Raw genomic sequence first — 16,625 nt, forward strand, 5'->3', positions numbered from 1 at the left:
TTTATGATAAATCAGGAAGATCGCCGATGATACAAAGGGACTGCGTGGCCCGAGTTAGTGCAACGTAAAGATCTTGCCATCCCTGTGGGGATTCATTAACAATATTGATCGGGTTGATCAGAACAACATGATCGTATTCCAACCCTTTGACATCTGAAACGCCGAGAATATCGTTGTTCGCCATGCTGTCAGGTCCAATGATGGCAGTAAGTCGTGACGGATCATTTCGGCGGAGCTCTTGTGCAATCTCACTTGCATGAACATCACTATTTTCGAAGCGTACTGGGGTACCTGATTGTCGTAGCGCTGTGCTTTCTACTGCGTCAGGTGCAAAAACGTGAAGGACTTTATTAGCCCATTCCATGATTTCTGTTGGCGTGCGGTAGTTAATGGTGAGGTGGTGGGTTACATAGCGACCGCTGACGAACGGCTCTAGGGTTTCAGCCCAAGAGTCAACTCCGGCCGGAGAACTAGTTTGTGCGGTATCGCCTACGAGGGTCATCCATCGTGATGGACAGCGACGCATAACCATTCGCCATTCCATGGGAGTGAGCTCTTGGGCTTCGTCGACAATGACATGGCCGTACGCCCACGCTAGATCTTCACGTGCACGTTGCGCTGTTGATCTAATATCACGAACTTCTTGGCGTCGGGCTAACGTTTCTGCATCGATGACATCATGAGCTGAAAGGATCTCAGCGTCGGATTCATCATCTAGGTCTGTATTAGCTGAACCGGTGAGGATTTCTAGTACATCCCGAGCTTCTTCGATTTGTTCGCGCCACGCTCTTTCTTGTTCGGCTCGCTCTTTTTCTGGATCCGGTACCCCGATGATGACAGCTAGTTCGTCCAACAGTGCTGCATCTGAGGCAGCCCATGGGCTGCCTTGTTGTCTCCATAGAGCCTCTTGAGTTTCCTCGTCGTAGTCGTAGGCAACTTTGCTGATCATGCTGTGCGATTCAAGCAGACTCATCAATGTGTCTTGAGGATTAAGCTGTGGCCAGTACTCATCGACTAGCTTGGCAACGACGGATTCTTCTAGCAGGTCATCGTGTAATTGCGCGATATCGGCAGCCGAGAGCAAATTCTTTCCGCCCATGGGGTCAGCACCAATAAGGTCTGCCATTTGATGTGAAAGCAGCTCAGTCAACTGCTCGGTAAATAGTGGCCTTGCTTCATTGTGAGGTCGCCTTGATCTGCGAGCGCGCGTTCGCGCTTTTTTTACCATGTTTGGAGTGACTGTGAGTTCTAGGCCATCGATTTTGATGGCAAATGGCTCCGAAGGAACCTGCTGATACTCCTGCACCAGCCGCCGGAGAACAGTGACCATTTCCTCACTGCCTTTAATCTCACGTGTGAGTGAATCTTCAACAGAGGTGCCGTTAATACCAGGGTAGAGATCCCCAACAGTTGATAACACGACACCAGTTTCGCCTAATTCTGGAAGAACTCGAGAAATATAGTCCAAAAAACTACGGTTTGGACCTACGATGAGCACTCCAGTTTTTGCGAGTTGATCGCGCCAAGTATAGAGAAGGTACGCCACTCGGTGCAGCGCTACAGCAGTTTTACCTGTACCAGGTCCGCCTTCAACGACCATGACTCCACGTGTCGGGTCGCGAATAATATCATCTTGTTCGCGTTGAATGGTTTCTACAATGGAATGCATGTGGCCGGTGCGTGCAGAACACATAGCGCGGTACAAAGCGGTTTCACTCACTACATCTGCGCACTCATTGTGAGTATTTTCTGCACCAGCACCACTGAGCACTTCATCATCTATACCTACGACTGAACGTCCTTGTGTACGGATGTGTCTACGATGCAAGACGCCTTCGGGGCGGGCAGTAGTAGCCAAGTAAAACGGTCGAGCTAATGGCGCACGCCAGTCCAATAGGAGAGTCCGGTAATCATTTTGGCGATCGTCAAGCCCCATGCGTCCGATATAACGACGGTCGACGTTTTCTGTTCCTGCGACCAAATTATCGATAAGGTCTGTGCGCTGGGTAGTTACGTCGATTCGGCCAAACGCTAATCCCAATTGGGCAATGTTGAGGCGGTCGATTTTTTCATTCAATGCGTGATATTCAGTTTCACGTCTGACCAATGCTTCCGCATCAGGGTTGGCAGGGTCGACGTGCAACATAACGTCGTTGAGTCGTTGATTCGCTGCTACAACTTCCTCGTCGAGTTTTCCAAATAGCTTATCGACGTAAGCCTGTTCATCTTGGATCTCTGCAGAAGTTGAGTCAATGGGGTGTTTCATTGATCGCGTGCCTTTCGTGTGGTTATGAAAGAACAAGCTGTCAATCATACCGCTTCTAAACTACGGTTAGCATTTAATCGTTGTAGTGGGAAATGCGAGTGCTGGCTTTATCACCGCCTCTCGTTAGGTGATAAAGCCAGCACTAGTTTCTGGATTGCATGAAGGTGATTCTAGAAAGCTGAATCGAATCGTTTCATTGCTTTGTTCAGAGATTTTTCTGCTTTTCGCTGCAGTTGGTTAGCTTTTTTAGAAGCTCGTTTGGCGCTGCGGCCAGTAGATTTTTCTGCACTTTCATATGCTTGAGCTGCGCGTTCTTGAGCGCGTGCTGCAACTTTTACGGCTTTCTTTTTAGCCAAAATAGCGTTCTTTTGTGCAAGAGCTAGCCAATCATCTTTGTTATCTTCGAGGTAGTCTTGCGCTGTTTGGCTGTATTCAGAAACGGCATCAGTTGCTTCGTTCCACAAATCCTTCGCTAAATCCTTCGCTGCGGATGCTGTCTGGTTTGCAACAGTAGATGCTTGGTCGCCAAATTTTTTGGTCTCAGATTTAGTAGGCAGGGCTTGCTGAATCTGCGTGGATGCTTTTTGTGCAGCTTTATCAGCACGCCATTTCAAACCTGGTTTTCCGGCGGTATCTGCGCTCGTGATTGCCAAACCGCCAAGTAATGCGATGCTCGTTAAAAAGCCCTGACGTCGGGCAATTTTTTCTTCACGATCTTGAGTTTCCCAAAACGCGTGGCGAGCGATGATAGTTGGAACGCTAATAGCAGCCAGAACAGTAGCGGAGGTGCGAGGTGCTTTACCGAGTGCGAGTGAGCTGCCAGCTAATACTTTGGTTGCTCCAACTGCCTGAGTGATTACTTGTGGATCCTCTGGAAGTTTTTTCATATATTTGCGAGGAACAACCGTGTGCAGTCGGTTGATAACGGCCTGCGTGCCTTCCACATGAGCTTGGCTGTTGAGAACAACGTCGACACCGTCAGCCACATAAACGGAGGCGAGCATGGGGCGAGCAAATTTGCGGATCATATAGAATTCCCTTTCTCTTAAGCCCTTAAAATCACTAGTTTTGATCGTTTAGTGTTCGGATCATCAAACCAGAATACGATGCCCATGCTACAGACCATTGCTTGTTCCTGCTCGCGATAATTGCAACAAGTTGGTAAAGACTATGGGCTTTATGTAAGAAGATCTGTGGGATGAACTGAGGTAATTACCAACCGCGTTGATGCCATTGCTCCAGATGTGGACGCTCAGTTCCTAAAGTAGTAGGTTTTCCGTGGCCAGGATGTACAACAGCAGTATCTGGATATACATCGAATAGCCTAGTTTTAACGTCTGTGAGCAATTGATTGAAGTCCGCTGGTGTTGAGGTTTTTCCTACCCCTCCTGGGAAAAGGCTATCTCCGACAAATAGATGGTAGATGCCATCTATTTTGATGCTGAGTGCTAGCCCTTCTTGGGTGTGGCCGCGGAGAATATGGGCTCTCAAGATATGGCCTGCCCAGTGGAGGGCGTCGCCTTCGCCTAGCGTTGTGTCAGCGGATCGGGGGAGACGAGGGCTATCGCCGGAACTGGCATAATGTATTGCCTTAGTCGCGTCCAGGACATCCTCAAGTGCTCTGACATGATCAAAGTGCCGGTGCGTTGTTACAACAGCGGTGATGCGCGCGCCCGCTGATTCGGCCAAGTCTAGGATGGCTGGCGCGTTGTCGGCGGCGTCGATAAGCAAGCCTTGAGTGCCTTCATCCGACTCCGTGGTTAGTAGATAGCAGTTGTTGTCTAGATCAGATACTGAGATGTGGTGTAGTGAAATACCTTCAGCGGAAGATGTGTTAGTCATAGTGTCCACACTAATCAATTTTCCTTCGGTAGTATGTTCGAAATGATGTAGTGTTGGTTGTATATAGCTCGATAGTCTGGGCATGTCCAAGCGTGAACTAGCGATTTGTGCTGGTTATCGCAATGGACTTTGTTCTTTTCCCATCCCCATGCGTAAGGAAGAATCGTTAGTGGTTGATCGTCTTGTAGTCCGCGGCGCCCGTGAACACAATCTCAAAGGTGTGGATATTGATATCCCACGCGACGCTATGGTTGTATTTACTGGCCTTTCGGGATCCGGTAAGTCTTCTCTAGCGTTCGACACGATCTTTGCAGAAGGGCAGCGGCGCTATGTTGAGTCGTTGTCTTCCTACGCGCGCATGTTTTTAGGCCAAATGGACAAGCCGGATGTTGATTTCATTGATGGATTGTCACCTGCGGTTTCGATCGATCAAAAGTCAACAAATCGTAATCCTCGGTCCACCGTTGGCACTATCACTGAAGTGTATGACTATCTTCGATTATTGTTTTCTCGCGCTGGCACTGCTCACTGCCCTGTGTGTGACGCCAAAGTCGAACGACAAACGCCACAGCAAATTGTTGATCAAGTCATGGATATGGAACAAGGGCTAAAATTCCAGGTTCTTGCTCCAGTAGTACGCACGCGCAAAGGGGAGTTCGTTGATCTTTTTGCGGACCTAGCAACTCAAGGCTATTCGCGTGTTCGCGTCGATGGTTCCATCTATTCACTTTCGGAGCCGCCGACGCTTAAAAAACAGGTCAAGCATGATATTGACGTTGTTGTGGATCGTCTACAGGTAAAGGCATCGCAACAGCAGCGTTTGACTGATTCGGTAGAAACGGCACTGAAGCTTGCCGACGGCGTTGTAGCTCTCGAATTTGTGGACCTGAGTGAAGATGATCCACAGCGATTCGTTCGATTTTCCGAGAAAAGATCATGTCCTAACGGGCATACATTAAGCGTCGATGAATTGGAGCCACGGGCATTTTCTTTTAATTCACCTTACGGTGCATGTCCCGCATGCGATGGCTTAGGTACACGAACAGTGGTTGATGCCGAACTATTGATTCCTGATACGCACGCCCCAGCGTTAAAAGCAATTCAGCCATGGAATTCAAGTCCCAACCACAAGTATTTTGAAAAACTCATTGAAGCCCTCGCTAAAGCTAAAGATTTTGATCCTGACACTCCTTTCGATGAACTATCAGCAGACCAGCGCGATGCGTTGATTCATGGATGTCAAGAAGAAGTAACCGTACGGTATAAAAACCGGTATGGCCGTGTGAGAACGTGGACCGCCCCTTTTGAAGGGGTCTTGGGTTACATCGAACGTAAATTGGAGCAAGCGGATACCGAGTCACAGAAAGATCGGTTGCTGCAATATACACGTGAGGTTGCATGTCCTACGTGTCATGGATCGAGGCTAAAACCTGAAATCTTGGCTGTCCGATTAGCATCATCGAGCCATGGAGAGCTTTCAATCGCAGGATTGAGTGAGCTGTCTATTCAAGACGCATCTGATTTTCTTCAGGACTTAGTGCTGGGCAAACGAGAAGAAATTATTGCCGGCGCTGTTCTTAAAGAAATAAATGCGCGATTGCGGTTCCTTTTGGACGTCGGGCTGACATACCTAACCTTGAATCGTGCAGCAGGGACGCTGTCTGGCGGCGAGGCTCAGCGAATTCGTCTAGCCACCCAGATTGGGTCAGGCCTCGCAGGCGTATTGTATGTTCTCGATGAACCTTCTATTGGACTACATCAACGCGATAATCAGCGGTTGATCTCAACGCTCGAGCGACTCCGTGATATCGGAAACACACTGATCGTTGTCGAGCATGATGAAGATACGATTAGGGCAGCAGATTGGCTTATCGACGTAGGGCCAAAAGCGGGAGAATACGGTGGCGAAATCGTCTACCAAGGTGAACCTGCGGGAATTGTTGACTGTAAAGAGTCCATCACAGGTGCGTATTTATCTGGGAAAAAAGTCCTTGGAGTACCTGAGAAACGGCGTGCGATTGATCCGGACAGAGCACTGAAAATTGTTGGTGCGAAGGAGAACAACCTCAAGGGGATCAACGTCACGATCCCATTAGGTGTTTTGGCATGTGTGACAGGAGTATCGGGCTCGGGCAAATCCACACTGATAAACCAGATTCTGGCAAAAGTCTTGGCCAATGAACTTAATAGAGCTCGTACTGTTCCAGGGCGTGCCCAGCGAGTAGAAGGGATCGACAACCTCGATAAATTAGTTCAGGTTGATCAATCTCCCATTGGTCGAACACCGCGTTCAAACCCCGCTACATACACCGGCGTTTTTGATAAAGTTCGTAACCTTTTTGCAGAAACAACAGAAGCAAAAGTTCGGGGCTATAAGCCTGGTCGATTTTCCTTCAACGTCAAAGGTGGTCGTTGCGAGGCGTGCCAAGGCGACGGCACTTTAAAAATTGAGATGAATTTCCTGCCAGACGTGTATGTGCCGTGCGAAGTATGTCACGGTGCTCGATACAACCGAGAGACGCTAGAGGTTAAATACAAAGGTAAGAACATTGCTGAAGTATTAGACATGCCAATTAGTGAGGCTGCAGAGTTTTTTGAACCCATTACTTCTATACATCGGTATCTTAAAACTCTTACCGAAGTAGGTCTTGGATATGTGCGTCTGGGACAGTCGGCTACCACATTGTCTGGTGGTGAGGCACAGCGAGTGAAACTTGCCGCGGAGCTTCAGAAGCGATCGAATGGTCGAACAGTCTATATTTTGGATGAGCCAACAACAGGTCTTCATTTTGAAGATATTCGTAAGCTTATGTTGGTGATCCAAGGACTAGTTGATAAAGGCAATTCTGTCATTATCATCGAGCATAATCTGGACGTCATTAAGGCAGCCGATTGGGTAATCGACATGGGGCCGGAAGGTGGCTCTGGAGGCGGAACAGTGGTTGCTGAAGGAACCCCTGAACAAGTAGCTGAAGTTTCGGGTTCGTATACGGGAGGCTTCCTCAAAGAAGTTCTAGCAGCTTCGAAATAACGAATGATATTTTACAAATCTTGCTGTCTTCTGTTAGTATTTCCGTACTACCGCCTGATTGGTTCTTCTGATCGGGTCGCAAGTGGAGATCTTCCCACCTGAAGCCGCTGTTTACAGCTGGACAAAGGTCAAAGGGTATGGGTTTAACCCCAGCAAGCAGATCTCCCGCCTCTTGTGAGGCGGGCTTTTTCTGTGTGTTCTTCCTTTGAAGAAGTTTCTATAAGCGATGGGCGCGGTATATCACATACATTTGCTACTTGAGGAGTCCCCATCAGCGCTGAAGCTCGCATTAATGAGCGCATCCGAGTTCCCGAGGTTCGTCTAGTCGGACCGAACGGTGAACAGGTGGGCATCGTGCGTATCGACGACGCCCGTAAGCTTGCCTACGAAGCAGACCTTGACTTGGTTGAGGTTGCTCCGAATGCTAAACCGCCAGTCTGCAAAATTATGGACTATGGAAAGTTCAAATACGAGCAGGCGCAGAAGGCGCGTGAAGCTCGGAAGAACCAGCAGCAGACTGTGGTCAAGGAGCAGAAGTTCCGTCCCAAGATCGATGACCACGATTACGAGACGAAGAAGAACAATGTGATCCGGTTCCTCGAAAAGGGATCCAAGGTAAAGGTCACTATCATGTTCCGCGGACGTGAGCAGTCTCGTCCTGAACTTGGTTTCCGTCTCCTTGAGCGCCTGGCTGGCGATGTTGCCGAGTATGGCATCGTTGAGTCCAAGCCAAAGCAGGATGGTCGTAATATGACCATGGTCTTTGGTCCAGCGCGCAAGGGTAAGAAGTAGACACTTAAAACAAAAAGGACGTAATTTTCATGAAGCAGAAGACCCACAAGGGCACCGCTAAGCGCGTCAAGATCACCGGTTCCGGCAAGCTCCGTCGTGAGCAGGCTAACCGCCGCCACCTTCTCGAGGGCAAGCCTTCCAAGCGCACTCGTCGTTTGAAGGGTACCGAGGATGTTGCTAAGGCTGATACCAAGCGCATCAAGCGTCTCTTGGGCAAGGCTTAATTCCTTTCCCCTTCATTCTCATTACCCTTTAGACCTATATAACTGATAAGGAAGTAACACCGTGGCACGTGTCAAGCGCTCACTGAATGCCAAGAAGAAGCGTCGCGAGATTCTGAAGTCCGCCAAGGGCTACCGTGGTCAGCGTTCCCGCCTGTACCGTAAGGCTAAGGAACAGTGGCTGCACTCCATGACTTACGCTTACCGCGATCGTCGCGCACGTAAGTCTGAGTTCCGCAAGCTGTGGATCACCCGTATCAACGCAGCTGCTCGTATGAACGACATCACCTACAACCGTCTCATCCAGGGTCTGCGCCTTGCTGAGATCGAGGTTGACCGTAAGGTTTTGGCTGACTTGGCAGTTAACGACTTTGCTGCGTTCTCCGCAATTTGCGAAGCTGCAAAGGCTGCTTTGCCGGCAGACGTTAACGCTCCTAAGGCTGCCTAATAAGGTTTTAATCAATGTGAGCGTATGCTCCATTGATATCAACGAAAGGCCGCACTCTTATTCGAAGAGTGTGGCCTTTCGCGTTGAGACATATGTGGTTGACACTTTTGCCAGTGTGTTTAAAGCTAGAAGTAAAAGGCTGAACTAGTAGATTAAAACCCCCTCACATATCGCGGCTACTTTCGGAAATCAGACTTCCTAATGCGTAGCAAAATGATATGTGAAAGGGGAGAAACAAATTTGTAGATTTATGCTTGAGTCTTTTTAGCACTCCAAGTAACAAATCCGAGTGCAGCAAGAATAAGACCCAAAACGATCAAGCCAATTCCTGCCCACAAAGCAATGCTGCCAACAAGCCACATTCATAGGCGCTCAAAAGAATGCCGCGGAGGGCAGCACTTCAAAAGAGGCTATCGTGCCTCTTTTGAAGTGCTGCAATCCCATCGGCCGATTTTCCATCCTTTTGGCTTGCGTAATAACAGTGCCAAATTCTTGGAAAGTCTTGCCACCAGAGGAAGCCATCATGTGCTGCCAGATGTAATTGTCAGCACATGCTTTAGCTTGTGGTCCAGTAGTGAGATCTTGGCCGACCCACTGCTGCAAAATTTCTTTTGAAGCTTGATCTTCGAGTTTGTCGATGCCTTCTTGCGTTGGCATTGTAATTCTTTCCTGTTTTAGCTGTTCAGTCGCAAAACCATGGGCGTAGGTTCCGCCGAAAATAGCTGCGGTGCCAACGACTATGAGGATAATCGCAAAAACTCGTGCGAGCACACCGTATGTTGCTTTAATCATGGGGTTCTTCTGCGACAGTGGTAGGAGAACTCCACTGTGGTATAAGCAATATTTTTGCTTTCCTTTAGTAAGTTAGATCAGCGACGTGTGTACTTTCCACTGGAAACCGCGCTTTGACGGTGCGATTTATCGGATATGCCACCAATTTTTAGTCAGACCCATGGATATGGTAGATGGAAAGTCCACAATTGAATATTGTGGTCAACTAGGGGTTTATTTAGAGTGCGCTGATAGGGTAGAAAACTATGCCGATTGATTTTTCCTCCCCTTTTACTGAAAGAACCCCTCGTGTAGTGAACGCCGCTAAACTCTTGCGTTCTGCGGGCCGTAAGAAGGCTGATCATTTTCTTGCTGAAGGGGAAAATGCAGTTGAGGCTGCAGTTGCTACGGGTGCTGCTACAGACCTTTTTGTTACCAAAAAAGCTGCTGAGCGATTTGAAGCAATTGTTACAGCTGCAGGGCATATGGGGGTTTTTGTTCACCCGATTACTGATCGTGCTGCAAAGAGCCTGTCGGACACCATGACCTCTACTGGGATTTTTGCGGTTTGCCTTCCAGTATTGTGGAGTGCTCGAGAAGCGCTAAAAGGTAATCCATCATTGGTGTGCGTGGCGGTCGAAACTGGTGAACCTGGTAATGCAGGTACGTTGGTTCGTGTGGCAGACGCTATGGGGGCAGACTGCGTGATATTCGCGGGATCAACGGTAGATCCGCAATCGCCAAAGGCTGTCAGGGCAAGTGCTGGATCTTTATTCCATATTCCTGTCGTGAGAGAACCGGACATGCAAAAAGTTTGGCAGATTCTTCGGGCTCGAAATGTGCAGATGTTAGCAACGACTGCCCAAGGTGAAATTAACTTGGATACAGCAGGTGAATTGTTAGAAAAGCCCACGGCATGGCTGATGGGAAATGAGGCTCATGGGCTCAATGATGAGGCATTGTCTGCTGCGGATCATTCGGTTCGTATTCCCATTCGTGGTAGGGCAGAGTCTCTCAACCTCGCAACTGCTGCAAGTATTTGTATGTATGAATCTTCAAAAGCACAAGCTCACAAAGATAACTGAGTAGGTGAGTTCCTCTCACAAGTAATTGGCCCACTTTCCCAGTAGTGGGCGAGTTGGTCTTCGGCTTGGCATAACGGGGTATGATGTCATGGTTATCTATAACTTCTGCTAACTATGACGAGGAGCATCGAGTGTCTGAACAACCGGACTATCCCGCTGTCGAGCTGACTGAGGAGGGCCTAGCGCAAGCGGCTGATGCCGCGATCCGTGCCTTTGACGTTGCTTCAAACTTAGATGAGTTAAATATCGCTCGTCGAGATCATCTAGGTGATGAGGCACCGATTCCACAAGCGCGACGTAGCCTAGGCACTCTGCCTAAAGATCAGCGTAAAGATGCCGGTCGTCTTGTTAACATGGCTCGGGGCCGTGTAGAGAAACACTTTGCTCAGGTAAAAGAAGTCTTGGAAGCTAAACATCTCGAAGAGGTGCTGAAGGCTGAGCGGGTAGACGTCACTGTTCCTACAACGCGTCATCAGACAGGTGCTCTACACCCAATTACGACCCTTAGTGAAAAGATCGCGGATATCTTTGTAGCAATGGGCTATGAGGTGGCAGACGGGCCTGAAGTAGAAGCAGAGTACTTCAACTTCGATTCGCTAAATTTCATCCCTGATCACCCTGCCCGTACGTTGCAAGATACTTTCCACGTCGGCGAGCCTGGTTCGAGTCAAGTTTTGCGCACTCACACTTCACCGGTACAAATGCGAACCATGTTGTCCCGGGAGGTGCCGGTCTATGTTGTGTGCCCAGGCCGCGTGTTTCGCACGGATGAATTAGATGCGACACATACTCCAGTTTTCCATCAGGTAGAAGGTCTTGCTGTGGATAAGGGCCTAACTATGGCTCATTTGCGTGGCACACTTGATCATTTGGCTAAGACTTTGTTTGGCCCAGAAACAAAAACCCGTATGCGTGCCAATTACTTCCCTTTTACTGAACCATCAGCTGAAGTGGACGTTTGGTTCCCCAATAAAAAGGGCGGTGCTGGTTGGATCGAATGGGGCGGCTGCGGCATGGTGAACCCTAACGTGTTGAAAGCCGCAGGTATTGACCCAGAAGTGTATTCAGGATTCGCTTTTGGAATGGGATTGGAACGTACTTTGCAGTTCCGAAATGGTTTGACTGATATGCGTGACATGGTGGAAGGCGATGTTCGTTTCACTCTTCCATTTGGTGTTCAGGCGTAGAGCAATTCGAGTATCCAAAGAATAAACAGGAGTTAGATTTCATGCTCATTTCACAAAACTGGGTCACCGAATTGTTAGGTCGATCGAACCCAGATTGGAAAGTTAGCCCAGCTGAGCTGGATTCGGGATATGTCCGAGTCGGATTTGAAACCGAGGGCTATAGCGCAATCCCTGAGACGACTGGTCCACTCGTCATCGGTCGAGTTGAAACAATTGAAGAGCTAGAGGGCTTTAAAAAGCCAATTCGTCACTGCTTCGTCAACGTTGGAGATGCGAATGGCACTGGAGAGCTTCAGTCCATTGTATGCGGGGCTCATAATTTCCAAGAAGGTTCTTATGTAGTAGTTTCACTTCCAGGTGCTGTTTTGCCTGGTAATTTCGCAATTTCGGCACGTGAGACATATGGACGTATGTCAGCTGGCATGATTTGCTCGGCAGCGGAATTGGGGCTATCTGACAAGCAAAATTCTGGAATTATAACGCTTCCGGATGCAATTGCTGAACCAGGAACTGATGCACGAAGCATTCTTGGTCTGGACGATACCGTTTTTGACGTCAATATCACGCCAGATCGTGGATATGCATTGTCTGCACGTGGATTGACTCGAGAACTGGCTTCTGCTTTTGACCTAAAGTTCACTGATCCTGCAGTAGATCTTAGCGTGACTGGCGTCGATATTTCGGATGTTCCAGAAGCCTCAGGTGAGTTAATTAAGGTTGATCTGCGACCAGAAACGCAGGCACGTCGTTTCGGAGTTCGTAAAGTTTCTGGAATCGATCCAAAGGCTCCCACACCATTTTGGATGCAGCGTGAGCTCATGTTGTCAGGCCAGCGTTGCGTGAATGCCGCAACTGATGTGACCAATTTCGTCATGTTACTTTTGGGGCAGCCTATGCATGCCTTTGATGCCAACTTAATTAAGGGCGGATTAGTTGTACGTAATGCCCTAGAAGGGGAGTCTTTTGAGACTCTTGATCATGTAAAGCGTACTTTGTCTGCAGAAGACGTCGTTATCTCCGATGATGCTGGTATTCAATCCTTGGCCGGCGTTATGGGTGGAACTACTTCAGAAATTTCAGACGAAACAACTGATGTATTTTTTGAGGCTGCCAATTGGCATCCAATTACTACAGCACGTACGTCGCGTCGCCATAAGCTCAGCACCGAAGCGTCACGACGCTTCGAGCGTGGCGTTGATCCAGAAATTATTGAGGTAGCTCTAGACGTTGCCTGTGCCTTACTCGTCAGTATTGCTGGTGGTTCTGTGGAATCCACCCGTACTTTGATTGGATCTGCGCCAAGCATGCCTCAAATCCGTATGAAGACGTCTCGCCCAGCCGAGTTGGCTGGAGTAGCTTACTCGGACGCTACTGTGATTGCGAGGTTGGAAGAAGTCGGATGTGCCGTCGAAGTCGATGGTAATGATCTTCTTGTCACGCCTCCTACGTGGCGTCCAGACATGACTATGTCTGCTGATTTGGTTGAAGAGGTGCTTCGTCTAGAAGGACTGGAAGACATTCCAACAATCGTTCCACTTGCGCCTGTGGGATCTGGTCTCTCGCCTGCGCAATTGCGTCGTCGTGCGATCGGGCATGCGCTAGCTTACAGTGGTTATGCGGAGATCCTACCTACGCCTTTCATTCGAAACGATACGTTTGATGTGTGGGGTCTTGCAGCAGACGATGAGCGTCGAAGCGTCGTCACGGTACAAAATCCACTCGATGCTGAGTATGGAGTTCTTGCGACTACATTGTTGCCTTCTATGCTCGAGGCTGTTAACCGCAATGTTTCCCGAGGACAAACTTCTGTCAATCTTTTCGGTCTTCAGCAGGTTTCTTTTAAACGCGGCTCAGGTATCTCGCCAATGCTCGACGTCCGTCAGCGTCCTAGCGATAAAGAAGTCGCTGAGCTACTGAATTCCCTGCCAGTACAACCACTACATGTGGCAACAGTTGGCGTTGGTTTTGTGGAGCTGGAAGGCCCATGGGGTCATGGCCGAACGTATTCGTTTGCTGATGCTATCGAGTCGGCTCGAGTTGTCGCTCGTGCAGCAGGCGTTGAACTTAACGTCGAAAATGTAGAGATGCTACCTTGGCATCCTGGGCGCTGTGCTGCATTAAAAGCTGGTGACCACATTGTCGGATATGCTGGCGAATTGCATCCTCAGATCGTTGAAGCATTGAATCTGCCAGCACGTACGTGCGCCATGGAACTCGATGTATCTGCGCTGCCATTGAAGGAATCATTTCCAGCGCCGGTTCTATCAGCGTTTCCTGCATTACATCAAGATCTAGCACTTGTCGTAGACGAGTCAGTACCGGCAGAATCCGTACGTAAAGTGATCGAGGAGGCAGCAGGAGAGTTACTGGAAAAAGTTGAGCTTTTCGACGTTTACCGTTCTGAGGCGCTAGGTGCAGAGAAAAAATCTCTCGCTTTTTCTCTTGAATTCCGTGCTCAGGATCGCACGCTGACAGACGATGAATGTTCTGAAGGTAGGCTTGCAGCTGCGGGTCGGGCTGCTGAGCTATTCGGTGCGACGATGCGCGCATAAAATAGCGACGACTCTTCAGTGAAAATCCCCATGTCAATGAAATAATTTTCTATTGACATGGGGATTCGCTATATTAATAGCGAATACTTTACATTTGAATGCATAGTATGTGTATGATAGCTGCTATGAATATCAAGGTAGCTATCGTCGGCGCGAGTGGATATGCCGGAGGAGAAATCCTTCGGCTTTTACTGCAACATCCGTTGTATTTATCAGGTCAGCTGAGCATTGGAGCGCTGATGGGCTCTTCAACTGTTGGCCAGACAGTTGGCGAACTCATGCCACACCTGCCCGAACTGGCTGATCGCATAGTCGAACCAACCGATATTGCAATACTCAAAAGTCATGATGTCGTATTTTTAGCGTTGCCTCATGGGTTTTCTGCGGAAATTGCTCAGCAGCTTCCTCCCGAAATTACGGTGATTGACTGTGCTGCAGATTTTCGGCTTAGGGATCAAAAAGACTGGGATGCATACTACGGGGGAAAACATGCAGGTTCATGGCCATATGGCATCCCAGAAATGCCAGGGCATAGGGATTTGATTGCATCATCAAAGCGTATTGCAGTGCCGGGATGTTTTCCGACAGGTGCAACGCTTGCACTATTGCCGGCAATTGCCGCACATATTATTGAACCTGACGTCTCTGTGGTCTCAATTACGGGAGTATCTGGAGCTGGGAAAAAAGCATCAGTTGCCATGCTAGGCGCGGAGACGATGGGATCTTTGAAAGCTTATAACGTGGCTGGAAAGCATCGTCACACGCCTGAAATATCTCAAAATCTTAGCGAATATGCAGACCAAAAAGTCGTCGTTAGCTTTACCCCCGTTTTGGCTCCGCTTCCTCGCGGAATTCTCACTACCGCGACTGCAAAGTTAGCGAGTGGGATAACGTCTGATGAAATTCGGGAGGTTTATCTCAACGCGTATGAGAATGAGCCGTTTGTTCATATATTGCCTTCGGGGCAGCAGCCTCAAACTCAGGCAGTCGTAGGTTCCAATATGTGTCACATTCAAGTCGATGTTGACGATCATTCGGGAAAACTAGTCGTTACCTCTGCTATCGACAATCTAACAAAGGGTACGGCTGGGGCTGCGGTTCAATGTATGAATTTATCCCTCGAGGTTTCCGAAACTTCAGGTCTACCTTGTGGTGGAGTTGCGCCATAGGGAATTGAAAAATCCTCTCACCATGAGATTAAACAGGGTAGCGTACAACACAACTGGCAATGCGAAGGGAATGAAAATGAGTTCACAAGGAGTAACTGCTCCACTGGGGTTTGTTGCGGCAGGTGCGACTGCAGGAATTAAGCCATCCGGAAACAAAGATATGGCGTTGGTTGTAAACCAAGGGCCGGAATTTGTTGGTGCAGCGGTATTTACTCGGAATCGGGTGGTGGCATCGCCAGTCAAGTACACAAAGAAAGCGGTTGCAAACGGTACTTTGCGTGCAGTTCTTTACAATTCTGGCAATGCGAACGCTTGTAATGGTGTGCAAGGGGACAAGGACGTGCACGAAATCGTGGACTATCTTGCCTCAAATTTGAAGATAGATCCACTAGACATAGCGGCATGCTCCACTGGTCTCATTGGAGAGCCGCTTCCAGTGATCAAGATAAAAGCAGGCGTCGATAAGCTAATTCCTGCATTGGGGGATAACGGCAGGGAAGCGGCAGAGTCGATCATGACGACCGATACGGTCGCCAAAGAAACTATTGTCAAGTGTAATGGCTGGACATTAGGGGGTATGGGTAAAGGTGTTGGCATGATGGCGCCTTCCCTCGCCACGATGTTGGTATGTCTTACTACTGATGCTTGTGTGACCCAAGAACAAGCTCACGCTGCTTTGTCCAAGGCATGCGACGTGACTTTTAATACTCTCGATATTGATGGTTCAACCTCTACCAATGACACCGTAATTTTGTTGGCAAATGGGGCATCGGGAATCGCGCCCCCTGAATCAGAATTTAACGACGCTGTCCTTCAGGCTTGTGCTGATCTTGCCGATCAGCTGCAAGCTGATGCTGAAGGCGTGACAAAACGTGTGCGTATTACTGTGACCGGAACAACTACGGATTCCCAAGCGCTGAATGCGGCTAGAACTTTGGGGCGAGACAACCTGTTCAAGTGTGCGATGTTTGGTTCTGATCCGAACTGGGGGCGAGTTCTAGCTGCAGTTGGAATGGCTGATGTTGACATGGATCCAGATAACATATCGGTATATTTCAATGATCAAGCAGTATGCCTGCAATCTGGAGGTACTCCAGAAGCCCGTCAGGTGGACCTCTCTGGAATTGATATCGATGTTCGAGTTGATCTTGGAACAGGGGGACCTGGAAAGGCTTTTGTTCGAACGACCGATCTATCACATCAATACGTTGAAATTAACTCAGCGTATTCCTCATAACTCAAACATTTCAGACAAGAAAGC

Annotated in this window: 12 protein-coding genes and 1 pseudogene; 9 read left to right on the forward strand and 4 right to left on the reverse strand. The window is 48.8% G+C overall.

The window, feature by feature from the left end; all coding sequences use genetic code 11:
• Position 1 precedes the first annotated feature (1 nt).
• The 3 genes from CIP100161_RS05605 to CIP100161_RS05615 all read right to left on the reverse strand — a co-directional run bounded on the left by CIP100161_RS05605 (position 2) and on the right by CIP100161_RS05615 (position 4,117).
• Positions 2–2,314, reverse strand: a complete 2,313-nt coding sequence (locus CIP100161_RS05605) for a HelD family protein (protein WP_155872640.1) — start codon at positions 2,312–2,314, stop codon at positions 2–4.
• Positions 2,315–2,436: 122 nt separating this feature from the next.
• Positions 2,437–3,294 carry a DoxX family membrane protein gene (locus CIP100161_RS05610; RefSeq protein WP_155872642.1) on the reverse strand — a complete coding sequence of 286 codons (858 nt, stop codon included), beginning with the start codon at positions 3,292–3,294 and terminating at the stop codon, positions 2,437–2,439.
• Positions 3,295–3,478: 184 nt separating this feature from the next.
• The gene (locus tag CIP100161_RS05615) at positions 3,479–4,117 is read right to left on the reverse strand and encodes an MBL fold metallo-hydrolase (protein WP_155872644.1); all 639 of its coding nucleotides are present in this window, start codon (positions 4,115–4,117) and stop codon (positions 3,479–3,481) included.
• A 160-nt stretch (positions 4,118–4,277) separates the two neighbouring features.
• On the opposite strand from CIP100161_RS05615, the gene uvrA reads away from it, so the two are divergent.
• The 4 genes from uvrA to rplT all read left to right on the forward strand — a co-directional run bounded on the left by uvrA (position 4,278) and on the right by rplT (position 8,600).
• Positions 4,278–7,139, forward strand: coding sequence for an excinuclease ABC subunit UvrA (gene uvrA / locus CIP100161_RS05620; RefSeq protein WP_155874541.1), 2,862 nt, complete (start codon positions 4,278–4,280; stop codon positions 7,137–7,139).
• A gap of 270 nt (positions 7,140–7,409) precedes the next feature.
• On the forward strand, positions 7,410–7,931 hold the full coding sequence (gene infC, locus CIP100161_RS05625; RefSeq protein WP_071570303.1) for a translation initiation factor IF-3: 522 nt from the start codon (positions 7,410–7,412) through the stop codon (positions 7,929–7,931).
• 29 nt (positions 7,932–7,960) lie between these two features.
• Positions 7,961–8,155 carry a 50S ribosomal protein L35 gene (gene rpmI, locus CIP100161_RS05630; RefSeq protein ID WP_003851299.1) on the forward strand — a complete coding sequence of 65 codons (195 nt, stop codon included), beginning with the start codon at positions 7,961–7,963 and terminating at the stop codon, positions 8,153–8,155.
• 61 nt (positions 8,156–8,216) lie between these two features.
• Positions 8,217–8,600, forward strand: coding sequence for a 50S ribosomal protein L20 (gene rplT / locus CIP100161_RS05635; protein WP_003851301.1), 384 nt, complete (start codon positions 8,217–8,219; stop codon positions 8,598–8,600).
• 248 nt (positions 8,601–8,848) lie between these two features.
• Here the strand turns inward: rplT and CIP100161_RS05640 are convergent.
• Positions 8,849–9,392, reverse strand: a pseudogene (locus CIP100161_RS05640) (hypothetical protein).
• Between the two features lie 245 nt (positions 9,393–9,637).
• On the opposite strand from CIP100161_RS05640, the gene CIP100161_RS05645 reads away from it, so the two are divergent.
• The 5 genes from CIP100161_RS05645 to argJ all read left to right on the forward strand — a co-directional run bounded on the left by CIP100161_RS05645 (position 9,638) and on the right by argJ (position 16,601).
• The gene (locus CIP100161_RS05645) at positions 9,638–10,456 is read left to right on the forward strand and encodes a TrmH family RNA methyltransferase (protein WP_155872646.1); all 819 of its coding nucleotides are present in this window, start codon (positions 9,638–9,640) and stop codon (positions 10,454–10,456) included.
• 131 nt (positions 10,457–10,587) lie between these two features.
• Positions 10,588–11,643, forward strand: a complete 1,056-nt coding sequence (gene pheS, locus CIP100161_RS05650) for a phenylalanine--tRNA ligase subunit alpha (protein WP_155872648.1) — start codon at positions 10,588–10,590, stop codon at positions 11,641–11,643.
• A gap of 41 nt (positions 11,644–11,684) precedes the next feature.
• Complete coding sequence (gene pheT, locus CIP100161_RS05655; protein WP_155872650.1) at positions 11,685–14,195, forward strand: phenylalanine--tRNA ligase subunit beta; 2,511 nt, start codon at positions 11,685–11,687, stop codon at positions 14,193–14,195.
• 125 nt (positions 14,196–14,320) lie between these two features.
• Complete coding sequence (gene argC, locus CIP100161_RS05660; RefSeq protein WP_166443146.1) at positions 14,321–15,364, forward strand: N-acetyl-gamma-glutamyl-phosphate reductase; 1,044 nt, start codon at positions 14,321–14,323, stop codon at positions 15,362–15,364.
• A 76-nt stretch (positions 15,365–15,440) separates the two neighbouring features.
• Positions 15,441–16,601, forward strand: a complete 1,161-nt coding sequence (gene argJ / locus CIP100161_RS05665) for a bifunctional glutamate N-acetyltransferase/amino-acid acetyltransferase ArgJ (RefSeq protein ID WP_155872654.1) — start codon at positions 15,441–15,443, stop codon at positions 16,599–16,601.
• The last annotated feature ends 24 nt before the right edge of the window (positions 16,602–16,625 follow it).

The organism is Corynebacterium rouxii, assembly GCF_902702935.1.
Classification (GTDB): Bacteria; Actinomycetota; Actinomycetes; order Mycobacteriales; family Mycobacteriaceae; genus Corynebacterium; species Corynebacterium rouxii.